The organism is Verrucomicrobiaceae bacterium, assembly GCA_016713035.1.
GTDB lineage: Bacteria > Verrucomicrobiota > Verrucomicrobiia > Verrucomicrobiales > Verrucomicrobiaceae > Prosthecobacter.
In genome coordinates, this window is the sequence record JADJPW010000001.1 from 110,627 (window position 1) to 125,554 (window position 14,928).

Genomic DNA, 14,928 nt, shown 5'->3' on the forward strand with positions numbered 1-14,928 from the left:
GGAAAAAATGGCTAAGAAGCTCAGTTTTTCAGCTTCTTGATCAGATACTCCACGGAGGTGGCAGCGACACCTTCTACACCTGGGTAGTAGATCTCACATGCCACGCCATTGGCTTTGCAGTGCTCCTGGAGCTTCACACCGAAGTTCGCGGTGTGGGTGGGATCTTTTTCCTCTTTGCCCAGGTTGGGCTTGCCATTGAAGCTCATATAAATCGCGGGATCATCACTGGTGACGAGTGCGTAGGGCGAGTACTCTGCGATCCACGGAAGGATTTTCTCCCGTGCTGCGAGGAAGGCATCAAAGGTGGGGCGTTCCTTGCCGACGAGGAAGGCGTGGCCGCCGTATTTGCTGTTTGGCGTCCATTCCTTCATCTGCTGGGGATCGAGCGTGGTCTGCGGTCCCATCACAGCGGCGCAGTAGAGGCGGGTGGACTCACGGGCGATGGGATCGCTGCTCTTCGGATCAGCCATGTCTGGGTGAAAGGCCAGCCACAGACTGCTGCAAGCCCCCGCGCTGCCTCCGCTGGCACCGATGCGGACTTTGTCGATATTCCACTCACCGGCTTTGCTTCGCACGGTCTGTAGCGCCAGTGCAGCATCATGCAGCGGGGCTTTGACCGGCGGCACCACCTCCTGCGCTTGCGAGATGTAGCGGTAATTGATCGAGACGACGGAGATGCCCTCCTTCAAAAATGGCTCCACCGCGATGCCTGCCTTGTCCCCGCCCATCCAGCCACCGCCGTGGATGAAGAAGAGCACCGGAGTGGGCTTGTCCGACTTCGCCTGCCAGAAGTCCAGCACGTTGCGCTCATGCGGGCCATATTTGAAATCAGCCACTGTCTTCGGCGGATTCTTCGGATAGACTTTTTTCTTGGCAGCGACGGGTTGCTTCGGTGCAGCGGCCTTTTTGGCCGGTGCTTGTGCCTGGAGAGACACGCTGGAGAGCAGCAGGAGGAGTGAGAGAATGAGTTTCATGGTGGAAAATGGTCAACGGACAGGGCACCTCCGATCTGTCGACCAGCGTGACTCACAGGATCATAAATCCAGCTCGAGCTGCGCCACAGGAGCAAAGCTACGCCGATGCTGCGGACATGGGCCGTGCTTCCTCAAAGCAGCGAGATGAGCCGGAGTGGGGTAGCCCTTATGCACATCAAATCCATAGTGCGGGAACTGCTGCGCCAGGCGCTGCATCAGCCGATCACGCGTCACTTTGGCGATGATGCTGGCTGCCGCGATGGAGAAGCTGATGCTGTCCCCCTTCACCAAGGCCACCTGCGGCAGCGGAAAGGCCTTCACAGGCCGTCCATCGATCAAAACCGCATCAGGCCGTGGATCGAGCGCTAGAGCGGCACGTCGCATGCCTTCCCAGGTGGCCTGGAGGATATTGATGCGGTCGATCTCCTCTGGCTCGATGGCCACACAGTGCCAGCGGATGCGTGGATCAGCGGTGAGTTCTTCATAAATGGCCTCGCGCTTTTTCTCGCTCAGTTGCTTGGAGTCATTGAGCACCGCATGGGTGAAATCCGCTGGCAGAATAACCGCCGCCACCGTGACAGGCCCCGCCAGAGGCCCCCGCCCAGCCTCGTCGATGCCCGCTACGAGAGCGTGACCGGAGGCGCGGAGTTTCATTTCGTGTTCGAGACTGGGCATGTGCAGTGACATCCAAGCGAAAAGCCCCGCACAGGCCAGAACAGAGTGTGCGAAAACTTTCTCCCTGGTGTATCGTTGTAGCCGCCCTCCAATGAAACCCACGCTCACCGTCCTTCTCCTTCTTTCTGCCGCCGCCTTTGCCAAAACTGACTGGAACCGCTTCCGCGGCCCGAACGGAAGTGGCGTCGTGGAGACAACCGGCCTGCCCAGCGTCGTCGATGACAGCACCACCCTTTGGATGGCACCTCTCGGCAAAGGCTGGTCCTCACCCGTGCTCTGGGAGGATAAAATCTTCGTCACCGCCGAGACAGCGCCGACCAAGCGTGCCGTGCTCGCTCTCAGCGCCACCGATGGAAAGGAAATCTGGCGTCACGAAGAAGAATTCATCCCGCACACCATCCACAAGACCTACAACACCTTCGCCAGCAGCAGCCCCTTTGTCGATGCCACCGGCATCTACGTGAACTGGAGCAGCGGCCCAGACATCCAGGCCCTGGCACTCGATCACAATGGCAAAGTGATGTGGAAAAACCCCAAAGTCACCGGCTACATCCACGAGCACGGCACTGGCGTCTCCGCTCTGGTCGAGGACGGCATCATGATCATCCGCAGCGAATTCGATGTGGAAAAAAACGGCAAAGACCTCACCACCGCCCCAGAGCAGCGTGAGTGGAAAAGCTGCATCCTCGGCCTCGATGCCAAGACCGGCAAACAAGCCTGGAAGCTCGACCTCCCAAACTGCCTCAACACCTTCTCCACCCCCGTCATCCATACCGTCGGTGGCAAAAAAGAAATCATCTGTGCAGACACCGGCAGCGGCGTGATGGGCATCGACCTCCAGACCGGCAAAATGAACTGGCAGCACAATCCTGGCTACTCCCAGCGCAGCCTCGGTAGCGGCGTCCTCAGCAACGACTTCTATTTCTGCACCTTCGGCACAGGCGGCGGCGTGAAGGAGATCGCCGCGCTCGATCTGAAAAGCGGCAAGCCCCAGCCCGTGAATTTTGACATCCCCAAAGGCCTCCCCTACGTCCCCTCCCCTCTCGTCATCGGTGAGCACATGTATCTCCTCGGTGATGGCGGCGTCCTCCGCTGCGTGGAGCAAAAAACCGGCAAGGTCATCTATGAAGAGCGTCTCGAAGGTACCAAAGGCAGCGCCAAGTTCTTCAGCAGCCCCGTCGCCGCTGATGGCAAAATCTTCTGCGCCAGCCAGCAGGGCGACCTCATCGTCATCAAAGCCGGACCGAAATTCGAAAAGATCGCCGTCAGTGCCCTCGACGGTGCCGTGAACTCCGTCCCCGCCATCGGTGACAAGCGCCTCTTCATCCGCACCGCAGGCTCCCTCTACTGCATCGGAGCCAAAGGTGCCCCGATCCCGTAACGGCGATACGGGCTGAACTTGTGAAAAAGCAAAGACACCGTCGTTGTCAGTGCGGAATCGTGCCCTACACTCCGCACTCTGCATGAATCTGCCGCCGCCGAATCTCCCACCTCCATCCCAGCCCAGCCCTCCGCCGCCGCCCTCTCATCTGCCCGCTCCACATCTCCCGCCCCCAGCCACCGTGGCCCCAGAGCGCGTGATCTCGAAGTTCGAGCAGCCACCGCCTCGGTCCAGCGTGGTGAAGACGGTGGCCCAGCAGATCGATGAAACCATCGCCGACCGCCCTGTCCTGAGCCGCGACGCCCTCATCACCGAGGCCAAAGCCTATCTCTGGCGCCGTGGGCAGCCCCACATCCTGCGCACCAGTCTCATCCTCGCCGCACTCCTCGGCATCGCCCCCTACATCCAGATCGCAGGCATCGTGCTCGCCGTAGTCTGCGCCATCTATGCCGGTGACTATTTCTACCGCATCATCCAGACCACCATGGAGGGCAAAGACGAGCCCCCAGACTGGCCTGCATTCAGTCAATCCGTCGATGAGCTCGTCAAACCTGGTGTGCGCATCTCCAGCACCTTTTTGCTCACCCACGCCATCGTCCTCTTCGTCTGGATCAAAATCGGTTCCGAACTCGCCACAAGCTGGTGGCCCTATCTCAAAGCAGAGCCCACGCTCTGGCTACTCGGAGCCGCCCTGCCCTGTTTTTACTTCCCCTTTGCCGCGATGATGATCGTCTTCCAGGAGCGCTTCGGTGCCTGGTGGCCGCACTTCGCCTTTGGAGCCTTCAGCCGCACCAAACCCGCCGCCTGGGCCTCCATCCAAGTCTGCGCCGCCACCATGGTGATCGGCAGGCTCCTCCAGCTCATCCCATTCATCGGCTTCTTCGCCTCAGCCATTGTTTCCCTGCTCGGCATGATCATCCTCGCCCGCATCATCGGCATGACCGCCGCCCAGCACCGCCACGCCCTGCTGGAGCTCCATTAAAGCCCTCACCCAGGTTCAAAAGAAAGCCTCACGAGAAGCCCGCTTCTCACCCAGGCCGAAATACGCCTCCGTCCTGCATACGGAAAGCCACGAACTCGACTTGTCGGATAGCTAAGCTTTAACGACTCAGTAACCGCATCATTGCCGCCAAGGCCTCACCTCGCGTGATGGGCTTGTCACCCGCCAAACGTAACGCGGCCATGGCGTCGGCTTTCAGGCTCTTCGTCTGCCTCAGTGTAGCCATGAATTGAGCACCCGACATTGGCTTTAAATCGCTAGTATCTAGCTTCGCCAAGCGAGCCGCGAGCATTTCGGGCTTCAGTTTCTTCACGACCAGATAGTCGAGGCCTGTAACCCAGGCTTCAGCCGTCCTAGGGTCCAGTAGGTCATCCAACCGTGCATCGTAATCGGCAAAAAAGCCCTTCGTGGCAAAATACTGAGCCGCAGCCACTTGCGGATCATCGCTAGCGACATCCACGTCGTTGAAAAAGCTCAACATCACATGACTCGCGGCCAGTTTTCGCAGCAGCACATCAGTATCGAGCTGCGCAGGCGCGATTTGCTGCTGAACCGCCATCGCGGCGGCATGACCAGCCGACTCACAGAGATTCATCCATGTCGGCTCCAGCCGAATCGTGCCCCACGCGACATGCGTGCTGCTCAGGCACACCGGCACGAGGAGATTGTCCACGCTCTGCGGCAGAATGGCGCGATACGGCACCTGGCCGGGGAAGGTCTCGACATCGAGCATCATCTTCCCTTCCTCCAGCGCTGCCTCGATGCGTCGCGGCGTGCAGGCGTGCGTGTCGAGATACCACTCCGTCACGCCGATGCTGTCCGCATGCATCGGCGCACGCTCCAGGCCTTCCGCGAGCATCGCGTCATGCTGGGTGAAGATGTATCGCCCCGTGATGCGCCGTGCCTCGCGCACATAAAACTCGTGCGGACGATGTCCGTTGTCGGTGAACTCGTCTTTTGCGAGACCAAACTCCCGCCACGACTTCTGCCGTACCGGATCGACGGACGGATCGTTCTGTAAAAAGTAGAGCAGGGCCATCGTCGTGTCCCAAAACGCATTCATGATCTTCTGCCGCCCGTTCCAATCGGCCTCGACATACTCGGTTTGCATGCCGACGAGCTGCGGACGGTTCCAGCCGCGTTTCGAATTCGGGATCGGCGATACGATGGAGCCATGCTCCAGCAGTTTGAGCTTCTCGGGATCATAATTCGCCGGTTTTTCGACCGGCAGCCGGTTCGCGGGTTCAGAGCTCAAGATCGTGCGGTAGTTGAAGGCCTGCACATTCCCATCCGCCTCGCCCGTGCTTTCCGGCTGCTTGATCCGCTGAAAGCCGCTGAACTTCCGCATCTTCAACCTGTGATGCAGCTCCGCAGCCCGAGCCATCTCGGGCGTGGGTGCCGATTTGACCGGCGACATGAAAATCACGCCCGCATGAGGCTCGTTGAACTCACTCCGCGCCTCACGTCCGATGCGATACGGCACCTTCGCCATCGCCGAGAGATCGCCTTCGTAGCTGCAATCCGCAAAGACCCTGGCCTGGACCTCGATGGCTTCCACATTCGCCCACAGACTCATGAAGCTCGCAGATCGAATCAACACCCCGTCACGCTTCACCGCGCTGATCACCCGATTCGTGATCAAGCGAATGCGCGGCTCCTTCTTCACCAAGCCCGTCAAAACCATCTCCGCCACTTTCGGCTCAAACTTCCCGTTTGTGTGCCCGCTCTTGCCCGGCAGTGCATCGCGATACTGCGGCGACTTCTCGCCATACGTCGTGCGGTAGTGATCAAAGATCGCCTGCCGTGTCTCATCATAGATCGGAGCCCGTTTTCCCTCCCACAACGTATCCCAAACGCCGAGCCCGTTCGAGAGAATGCCGCCAAGATGATCATCGTGATTCACCAGCACGACCGACAAGCCTTCCCTCGCCGCCCGCACGGCCATCGCGATGCCGCCGGGCGTGGCTTCATAGATGCAGAGATCGGCCTCGACCTTTTCGGCGCGAGCCGACGTGGCAAAAGCAACCATCAGAACGGCAAACAAAGTTTTCATGCGGGACAGGTTACTCCTCAGCCTCCGGCACGAGCTTCAGCGCGAGGCTGCGAAAATTCTTCACACGATGAAATGTCGCATGATCCGCATCGTGCTGGTTCGGTGCGTGGATGCTGCTGCGGGCGATGATGGCGAGGTCGTCGCCGTCGATCACGGGGCGCGCATACATGAAGGACTGTGAGATCTTGCCCGCTTGCGCCACGCAACCGGCCTGAAACCAGTTCAGGCCATCGACGCTGTATTGCAGCATCAGAAAGCGGCGGTCATTGCCGCCGAGGCCGCTGGCGTAGCGCACGTTGCCGCGCTTTTCGCCGTCGCGGAACCAATCGAACGCGCCCTGGCCATCCACGACGAGATTCGCCGTGGCCCAAAACAGCTTCGACTGCTCGTCCCAGATGACGCAGAACTTCAACTGCCCGCCGGGCATGGGATGAAACTGCGTGAACTTCAAATCGAGCGGGCCGCCCTTGTCCTCAAAGTCGAGCACGGCGCACATGCCCGCGGTGGACTGCCGTTTGGGCTTCACGGTCATCAGCACGCGCAGCCTGCCGCGCACATCGATCACGTTTGGCTCCAGATACTGGCTGCTGAGATTTTCATACTGCGGATTCGTCATCGCCTCCGGCACTCCGGGAAAGGGCACCGGCTCGGACAATCGCCACGCGCTCGGATTCATCACCTCGCCGGACAAATCGCCCGCGATGATGCGCGGCCCGCGTTTGCTGCCGAGCGCGAGATCGTCCGTGGCCCAGTAGAGTTTGTTGTCGCGCTGCACCATGCCCGTGTGGCAGTTCCAGAAGTGCCCGGTGAAGAGAGTCACCGGCTCCGACCACGTTTTGCCGCCATCGGTGCTCTTGAGCAGCAGCAGATCGTCATTGCGCACCTTCGTGCCGCCCTTGTTCACGAACAAATACAGCGCTCCGCCATGCGTCCACGGCGCGGCGGAGTAGTAGGGCAAATCGGATGCCTTCAGCCACGTCTGGCCGCCATCGCTGCTGCGCAGGATGTGCGTCACGCTCTGCGTGGCCCGCCGTTCCTTGCTCCACTCCTCACGCGGCACCACCGGCACCACGGCAACGAGCGTGCCATCATTCAATCGCACCAGTCCCGGCCCCTCGACATAAAACTCCGGGTTCGGATTGTGAATCACCACGCGGTAATCCTGCGCGAGCGGCTTTGCCTGCGCATGGAGCATGAGCGGCATCAAAGCGAGGCATGAAGCCATAACGAGACGGCACATTTTGGAACGAAGCTTTGATCTCATGGTCGTGGTTGCAGTTTGGTTTTCACATCCTTGCCTTCAATCAATCCGGTAGCTGAACATGTCTCCATTCTGAAGATGAAAGCGGAGGCGGATGGGAATGCCCGTCGGAAGTGTCGCCGAGTTTTTCCAGCGTATGGGCAGCTTCACGGCGTCTTGGTTTTCGATCACGCAGGCTTCCTTTTCAAAGCCTGGGATCGTTTTGCCATCTGCATCCAGCACCTCCACCATGAGGCGGCCTTTTCTGAAATCAGCATTCACCGAGAGCTGCGTTCCTTCCGGGATGAAGTCGTGGGTTTCGATGCTTCCAGGCTTGTCCTTGGCCTGCATGGACGCGAGACCATCGACGCGCCACTTGGCCAGCGCGATGGATTGCTCCTTTTCTGGTGCCAGGCCTCCGTGTGGAGTGGTCGCAGCGGTGTAATACATCCACATCTCATCGCCGACGAAGACGGGGGCGTTGCAAAGTCCGAAGATGCTCCCCGCATCATACGCATGCGGCCCCAGCGGGATCACCGGGCTGCGATCCGAACAGCGATCCCAATGACGGCCATCCCTGCTGGTGACGAGCTGGACATCGATGATTCCCGTCGCGGATCGTTTCTGGCCGTTGACCTCGTCATTGCCGAACAACGCAGACGGTGGCTCGACGCGGCGGAAATGAGTGACAAAGCCCAGCCAATGCCCGGCGTAGGCGAAACCGGACAGGTTGTAGTATTCCGAGTAAGTGCCGCCCTTCAGCTTTCGCGTGGCCTTGTTGTCGATCTCATCGGCCACATGCACCGGATGCGGCTCAGACCAGTGCTTCATGTCCTTGCTGACCGAAAGGAACACATGGCGGATGCCCACCACGCGCGGATCCCCCTGGCGTTTGTGAAAGGCAAGATATTCGCCCGTCACCGTATCCTGCGACAGCGTGATGGTGTCGCAACCGAGCAGGATCGGTTCCGGCTCAATCGTCCATCGCCAGCCGTCGGCCGAATAAGCCGCGTAATACAGGCGGTGATCCTTGTCGCGATACCAATCGACCAACTCAAACTTATCCTTGAGCCGTTGCAGCTTGGCGTCATCCACACCCCGGCCCGCACTGCCGACCGCCTTGTAGCGCTTCGCGGGATTGGTCTCAAACTTGTCCTCAATGATGCTGGGACTGTGCAGATGCAGATCGGTTTCATTGTTCTCGCCGGCAACCTTCAGCATGGGCCGCTCCCAGCGAATGCCGTCGGCGGAGATGGCGTAAAGCACGCTGCCTGCATCCGCATACCACATCCTGAAGGAGCCGGACTTCGCATCACGCAGCACCGTTCCATAAATGTTCACCCGCTTGTCGATGATACCATCCTTGATCTTCACTTCCCAGGGCATCTCAGCAGTGAGCACAGGCTTCTCGAGTTTCTTGGCGGGATGGATGACTCGCGTGACGCCTTGCTTGCCGCGGATCATCACGCTGTCCACGAAGAGCTGTTTCTCGCCCTTTTTCAGCAGCGGTGCTGGCGGGCGGTTCAATGGGATAGATTGAGGCTCGGCGGACACCGACAGTGCCATGGCGGCGGAGATGAGAAGGATGAGAGGGAGGTGCTTCATGCTAGAGGCTCACGACTTGGATTTCTTGCCCGCAGGCTTCTTCGCGCGAGGCTGATTCAGCTCGCGCTCAATGTCCGTGATGGTCGGCAGCGATCCGCGCAGGTTCTTCGGCAGCGATTCCACCAGCCGCGTCTGCCACTCTGCCACGCCGATGGGCTTCTTCACATCGCGCAGCGCATATTCGACCTTCAGCTTGTTCTTCGCGTCCTTGCACAGCAGCAGGCCGATGGTCGGCGCGTCGTTCTCGTGGCGCATCTGATCGTCCACGGCGGACAAGTAAAAGTTCATCTTCCCCCGCGAACTCCGGCTCGAAGGGCTTCATCTTCAAATCCACCACTACAAAGCAACGCAGCCGCAGATGGTAGAACAGCAGGTCGAGATAAAAATCCTCGTCGCCCACCTCCACCGGCACCTGCCGGCCCACAAAGGCGAACCCCGCGCCCATCTCCAGCATCAGCTTCTGCACATGCTCCACCAGCCCGCGTTCCAAGTCGCGCTCGTGCGCGTCCTCGCCCAGCGTGAGGAAGTCGAAGGTATAGGGATCCTTCAACACCTCCCGCGCCATGTCCGACTGCGCGGGTGGCAGCGTCCGCTCGAAGTTCGTGATCGCCTTCCCGCTGCGCTCATGCAGCCGCGACTCGATCTGTACCGTCAACACCGCCCGGCTCCACCCATGCTCCACCGCCTTCCGCGCATACCAGAGGCGTGCGGCGGGGTCTTTGAGCTTGTGGAGAAGAATCAGATTGGCACTCCAGGAAAGCCCCATGAGCGGCTCTGGCGGAGAATCTTCAAATTGTCTAACGGGCTGTGAGACAATTGATGCAACGGGCGGTTGCACTTTTGCCTTCGCCATTTGTGTCACCGCCTGTGGCACAATTTCGCTGCTCAATTTACTAACAGGGTGTTGGACTATCTCGATGGGTTCCCAGGCGGCGTAAAAGGAACGCATAAAGAGAAGATTGGCTCGTGAAAACCCGCCCATCTCCGGAAACTCCGCCGCCAAGTCCTTCGCCAGCCGCTCCACGACCTTCGCGCCCCAGCCCTCCGCCCTCTGGGCTCGCAGAATCTCCCGCCCAATGTGCCAGTAGAGCAGAATTAACTCCCGGTTCACCGACACTGCAGCCTTTACCTGTGCGGCACGCACACGGGCCTTCAGGCTCGCGAGCAGCGGGGCGTAGGAAATCGATTCGATCTTCATGTGTTCAAAAAAATTGAGCGGTCCTCTGAGCAGAGCTGTTTAGCGATCTTGTTCAAAAGCCATGCGCTCCGGGTAATAGTTTCGGCCACCACGATTGGAAAACCGCCCAACTAGAATTCGAGGTGATACTTTGAAATTTCGCAAGGAACTCGTCTCTCACTGTCTTCCAATTCGCGCGACCTGAAATAATTCCAAGCCTGTCAGGCTCTTTGCCGGATTTGGCCTTTTGGAACCATGGAAACTTTGTTCCTCGCGACGAGTAAACCGCAGTGTATGGATACCACCGAGTATCATTCAGAACATTCGCCAGAAACACAACTGCCTCAGCTTCAATCACCCGCTCACGGTTTAAACGGGTATGCGTGCAACGTTGAAGAACGCGCTCTGCGATTGGTGAAATCCACTTCTGTTCCTGCTTCTGATTCCAGTGCTCCATGAATTGAGAATAGTGGCAGAACTCTGAAAGGGCTGCGTGCATGGATTCTCGGTATCGCCCGCGCTCCGGGAAAGGATGAACCAGTAACATTCGCAGTGCCGCAGGTGCATCTACTTCTAAAAGGACAGCCACAGCGTAGAGCGCCATTTCGTAACCCAAGACAGCCATCGCGTCTCGCACTGCGGAGCATGTTGGAGAATTGTCTGATTCTCTCGGAATGGCATTTACTCGCTCCAGCAGCGGAATGAGGCACCGCCTTACGGCATTCTCAGCATCAATTCTCGCCTCCGAGAGCGCCCATTCGAGCAGTAATTCGCGGGGCTCAATCTGAGCGTGCAAGCAATCCTCCCATCGCCGCCTGACATCAGCATTGTCATCGGTCTTTAGCTGCGAACCACCGCAGGCTTCGAGCAGTTCGTTTTCAAACAAATCAAGGAACTCATCGCGAAGCACCGCCACTCCCGGCTTCCCATCCATCAAAGCTGCACGAAGAGCAGCCCAGGTTCGCTTCATTCCGACAAAAGCACCGCCTGCCTCGATAGTCAGGTATTTTGGTGATTCTCCAAGACTAGGCTTGGTGCGAATTGGCTTACCCCAAAGGTGTCTACCGAGTTTTTCCCACTCACGGTGCATTGATTCTGTGGAGGAAAAATCAAAATACATTCGCGTTCGAAGGAACGTGGGCAGGCAGGGGTCTCCGTCTGGCGTCCGCTCCATCAAGACAGGCACGACGCGAGTTTGCCCGATGTCGTTGTAAACGTCCGCAGAAAGAATCTGCGCCTCAGTGCCAACCCCACGTTTTCGCGAATCGGCTTTTGCAGCGTAGGCCGCGTCCGAAAGCACAAGCACATGGGTGATTGTAGAGTCGGTTTTGAGGCGCTCCATGAAGGCCACGATGTCTTGGCCGCCTTTCAAATCGTATTCATCAACAACGACCTCAACGCGGTCATCTTTGATAAGGCGATCAGCGATGTCCAAGACCAATTCCTTGTAGGCAGGCGTGCTCCAACTGTAAGAGATGAAGACTTTTGGCGGATTGGTTACATTTGTCGGCGCGGTGCTCATGCGTGCTTTGGAGTTTTGCGTTCTTTTCCCACCCTCTCCAGCCGCTTCCGGGTCTCCGCGAGTTCGGCTTCCAGCTTTTTCACTGCGGGGAGGGCGAGGCTGGTATTCTCTCGCCATGACTTTGTTCGGCAGGGTGTCGAGGGTGTAATGAGCGAGCGAGGCATCAGCGGAGGAACAGAGAATGATGCCGACGGGCGGGTTTTCGCCTTCGTGGGTCCAGTGTTCGCGGGCGTAGCTGAGGTAGAGGTGCATTTGACCGGCATCGGCGTGATCCAGCGTGCCGAGCTTGAGGTCGATGATGACGAGACAGCGCAGGCGGCGATGGAAGAAGATGAGATCCACGCGATACCAAGTGCCACCCACACGCAGGCGGCGCTGGCGTCCAACGAAGGTGAAATCGCCGCCGAGTTCGAGCAGGAATGCTTCAAGATGGCGAACGAGGGCATCTTCGAGATCGGTCTCGGAGTATTCGTCTTTCAGATTCAGGAACTCGAGCACCAACGGATCGCGCACGGCCTCATCGACGGTGAGAGCGTCGCCGGATTGCGGCTTCGAGCCTTTGCGGAGCACCGCCGCCTTGTCTTTGGAAAGCAGGGTGCGCTCATAAAAGAGGCTGCCGATTTGCCGGTCGAGCTGTCGCACGCTCCAACCGCCGCGCAGGGCTTCCTCCTCGTAGAAGCGGCGGGCTTTTTCGTCCTTCACCGTGAGGAGTTTCACATACTGCGACCACGGAAGTTGGAAACGAGCGGCGAGGGCGCGGAGTAACGGTAGCGTGTCGGCGGGAGAAATACGCGACAGTGTCGCGGAAATTGGCACGCGGGATTTCGCAGACAGTGTCTGTCCAATTTGCTCCTCGGCGGATTCGTCCGACACTGTCGGGAGAGTTTTTGGGGTCCCGGATTTTTCAGACACTGTCTGAAAAATCTTTTCGGTCGGCCAACTGAGGTAAAACCGCTTCATGTGGCTGAGATTGACCGCTCCGAACCCCCGCCCATGGCGCTGCGTCAGGTCTCGCGACAGCCGCTCCAGCAGTTCATCGCCATACTCAGCGCGCCGTTTGCCACCCTGCTCGAACTCCACGATCCGCCGCCCGATTTCCCAGTAGGTGGCGGTCATGAAGCAATTCGCCGCACGGGCGACCGAGCGGCGAGACTCCTCCAGCAGCGTGCCGATGCCGGTGATGAGTCTCGGATAGGCGGCAGGTTTGGGTTGGGCGACTGGCTTTTTCATCGTCGTGAAGGTGTCATGCTGCTTCACTGAGGTAAAGGCCAGCATTAGGGGAAGAAGGACTTCCACATGGCAGCAAGTGCTGCACCCCGCGTCTCCTTCGTGGCTGGTGAACCCTTCATTTCCGCCGCATGAACGACCTTCGCGAGCTGCATCGGCACCAAAGTGCCTTTTTGGAGTTTTTCGAAGCCGTCCTGCCATACGGCTTTCACCGTTTCGGTGAGGGGTTCATCGAGATTGGCGTCGTAGCTGGCGAAGAAGCCTCTCGTGGCGAAAAACTGCGCGGCGACGACTTGGGGATCGTTCGAGGTGACATCCGCATCGTTGAAGAAGCTGATCATGACGCGGCTCGCGGCGAGTTTGCGGATCAAGGTGTCGGCAGGGAGCTTGGCGGGTGTTGTTTGGCCCTTCACCGCCAGCGCGGCGGCGTGGCCGGCGCTTTCGCCGAGCTGCATCCAGACGGGTTCGAGGCGGATGCTGCCCCAGCCGACGTGCGAGGCGCTGATGGCGACGGGGACAAGGAGGTTGTCGATTTCCTTCGCGAGGATGCTGCGATACGGAACTTGCGCGGGGCGTGATTCTTCGCCGAGGAAGAGGATGCCGTCGGTGTTGCCGCCGGGCGCTTTGCGCGGAAGGCAGGCGACGGAATCGACCGGCCAGTCCGTCATGGCGATGCTGTCAGCATGAATCGGCGTGCGGGCGATGCCTTCGACGATGACGTTGTCCTGCTCCTTGAAAACGTCGCGATCGACGAGGCGACGGGCTTCGCGGACGTAGATCTCATAGGGCATGTGGTGGTTGTCGGGGAACTCATCGGCAGCGAGGCCGTAGCCTTCGAACTGCTTGCGCTCCTTCTCCGGGGCGCTCGGATCGTTTTGCACCCACCACAGACGCATCATCATGCCGTTGAGATACTGTTGGGCGATGGCTTCGCGTGTGGGCCAATCGGCAGCGGGATACTCGTTCTGCGGGCCGATGAGACGTCCGCCGTTCCATGCGACCTTCTTGTTCGGCAGATTCGGCACGAAACCACCACCGCCTGCGGCTTTGGCGATAGCGACATCGTAGTTCTCAGGCTTCGTCGGCATGATGCGATTCGCCGGGTCGCGCGTGAGCACGAGCCGATAGTTGTAGGCCATCACTGATCCATCGGCTTCGCCGCTCTGCGGACCTTCGACGATGTCGGCGGTGGCGTGGCTGTTGTAGCGAATGTTGAGCGAGCCTTCGTCGGCGGCTTTGGGAAAGCCTCGTTGTCCCGGCTCTTTGTGGCGCTCTTGAGTGTAGATGACGCCTGCGTGTTTCTCGCGGTATAGCGCGCGCGACTCGCGACCGATTTGCGTCTTCACGCCCACCGCCGCCATGAGGTCGCCTTCATACATGCCGTCGGCGAAAACTTTGCCCATGACGGTGATGAAGCCATCGCCGTGCATCGGCTTGAACGTGATGCTTTTCAGCAATGCGTCCTCGCGCTCGGCCTTGGTGACGATGTGGCCAAGCAGAACGGTCAGCGTCTTTTCCCTCTCGACCATCGCATTGAAAAGCATCTCCGCGATGCGCGGCTCGACCTTCGGACGGTCAATGTGAGCACGGCTGGTTTGGCTCGGCATCGAGAGCAGATGTTGCGTCGAGCCTTCGCCGTATTTGTCTCGATAATAGGCTGCCGCGCCCGTGATCATCTCTCCATACAAAAGTGAGCGCAGGCCGTCATACGGCGCCTCCCAACCGCCTGCACCGCTGGTGACGAAGCCGCCGAGGTGCTGCGTGTGATTCACGAGCAGCACGCTCAGTCCTTCTCTTGCCGCCCGCACGGCACAGGCGATGCCGCCCGGTGTGCCGCCGATGACGACGAGGTCATACGCTTTGCCATTCACGTCCTGTGGCTTCGCGGCGCTCGTCAGCAGCATCGGTGGTGGAACGACCACAGGCTTGGCCGCATCGCTCGTCTTGATCGGGAAGCTCGATGCCGCGTGCGTGGTGCGTTCACCGATGGCCTCAGCCTCAGGCACGAGTTGCAAACCATCGACGACGACAAAACCTTCCGCCCCGTCATTCGAGACCTCGATGGTTCCTGACT

At 59.3% G+C, this 14,928-nt stretch carries 9 protein-coding genes and 2 pseudogenes; 2 read left to right on the forward strand and 9 right to left on the reverse strand.

What is annotated here, in order from left to right; translation table 11 throughout:
* Positions 1-20: 20 nt before the first annotated feature.
* Positions 21-974, reverse strand: coding sequence for an alpha/beta hydrolase (locus IPK32_00475; protein ID MBK8090498.1), 954 nt, complete (start codon positions 972-974; stop codon positions 21-23).
* Positions 975-1,034: 60 nt separating this feature from the next.
* A complete protein-coding gene (locus tag IPK32_00480; protein ID MBK8090499.1) occupies positions 1,035-1,649 on the reverse strand; it encodes a ribonuclease HII in 615 nt (204 codons plus the stop codon).
* 91 nt (positions 1,650-1,740) lie between these two features.
* Here IPK32_00480 and IPK32_00485 point away from each other — a divergent pair, with 91 nt between their 5' ends.
* A complete protein-coding gene (locus tag IPK32_00485; GenBank protein MBK8090500.1) occupies positions 1,741-3,030 on the forward strand; it encodes a PQQ-binding-like beta-propeller repeat protein in 1,290 nt (429 codons plus the stop codon).
* A gap of 82 nt (positions 3,031-3,112) precedes the next feature.
* Positions 3,113-4,012, forward strand: a complete 900-nt coding sequence (locus tag IPK32_00490; protein ID MBK8090501.1) for a hypothetical protein — start codon at positions 3,113-3,115, stop codon at positions 4,010-4,012.
* A gap of 118 nt (positions 4,013-4,130) precedes the next feature.
* Here the strand turns inward: IPK32_00490 and IPK32_00495 are convergent, their stop codons facing one another.
* The 7 genes and pseudogenes from IPK32_00495 to IPK32_00525 form a co-directional block, all read right to left on the reverse strand.
* Positions 4,131-6,083, reverse strand: a complete 1,953-nt coding sequence (locus IPK32_00495) for an FAD-dependent oxidoreductase (protein MBK8090502.1) — start codon at positions 6,081-6,083, stop codon at positions 4,131-4,133.
* A gap of 10 nt (positions 6,084-6,093) precedes the next feature.
* Positions 6,094-7,323 (reverse strand): exo-alpha-sialidase, encoded by a 1,230-nt coding sequence (locus IPK32_00500; protein ID MBK8090503.1) that lies wholly within the window; start codon positions 7,321-7,323, stop codon positions 6,094-6,096.
* Between the two features lie 60 nt (positions 7,324-7,383).
* A complete protein-coding gene (locus tag IPK32_00505) occupies positions 7,384-8,928 on the reverse strand; it encodes a hypothetical protein (GenBank protein MBK8090504.1) in 1,545 nt (514 codons plus the stop codon).
* A 9-nt stretch (positions 8,929-8,937) separates the two neighbouring features.
* Positions 8,938-10,126 (reverse strand): annotated as a pseudogene (locus IPK32_00510) (DUF1016 family protein).
* A gap of 52 nt (positions 10,127-10,178) precedes the next feature.
* A complete protein-coding gene (locus IPK32_00515) occupies positions 10,179-11,627 on the reverse strand; it encodes a TIR domain-containing protein (GenBank protein MBK8090505.1) in 1,449 nt (482 codons plus the stop codon).
* Positions 11,624-12,857, reverse strand: a pseudogene (locus IPK32_00520) (DUF1016 family protein). Before IPK32_00520 ends, IPK32_00515 begins: the two are co-directional and overlap by 4 nt.
* A 44-nt stretch (positions 12,858-12,901) precedes the next feature.
* Positions 12,902-14,758, reverse strand: a complete 1,857-nt coding sequence (locus tag IPK32_00525) for an FAD-dependent oxidoreductase (GenBank protein MBK8090506.1) — start codon at positions 14,756-14,758, stop codon at positions 12,902-12,904.
* Between the last annotated feature and the right edge of the window lie 170 nt (positions 14,759-14,928).

What these genes read in the sequence shown, in the direction of transcription:
- IPK32_00475 (MBK8090498.1), bottom strand. Translation starts at nt 974, where the DNA reads ATGAAACTCATTCTCTCACTCCTCCTGCTGCTCTCCAGCGTGTCTCTC.
- IPK32_00480 (MBK8090499.1), bottom strand. Translation starts at nt 1,649, where the DNA reads ATGCCCAGTCTCGAACACGAAATGAAACTCCGCGCCTCCGGTCACGCT.
- IPK32_00485 (MBK8090500.1), top strand. Translation starts at nt 1,741, where the DNA reads ATGAAACCCACGCTCACCGTCCTTCTCCTTCTTTCTGCCGCCGCCTTT.
- IPK32_00490 (MBK8090501.1), top strand. Translation starts at nt 3,113, where the DNA reads ATGAATCTGCCGCCGCCGAATCTCCCACCTCCATCCCAGCCCAGCCCT.
- IPK32_00495 (MBK8090502.1), bottom strand. Translation starts at nt 6,083, where the DNA reads ATGAAAACTTTGTTTGCCGTTCTGATGGTTGCTTTTGCCACGTCGGCT.
- IPK32_00500 (MBK8090503.1), bottom strand. Translation starts at nt 7,323, where the DNA reads ATGTGCCGTCTCGTTATGGCTTCATGCCTCGCTTTGATGCCGCTCATG.
- IPK32_00505 (MBK8090504.1), bottom strand. Translation starts at nt 8,928, where the DNA reads ATGAAGCACCTCCCTCTCATCCTTCTCATCTCCGCCGCCATGGCACTG.
- IPK32_00515 (MBK8090505.1), bottom strand. Translation starts at nt 11,627, where the DNA reads ATGAGCACCGCGCCGACAAATGTAACCAATCCGCCAAAAGTCTTCATC.
- IPK32_00525 (MBK8090506.1), bottom strand. Translation starts at nt 14,758, where the DNA reads ATGCTGCTGACGAGCGCCGCGAAGCCACAGGACGTGAATGGCAAAGCG.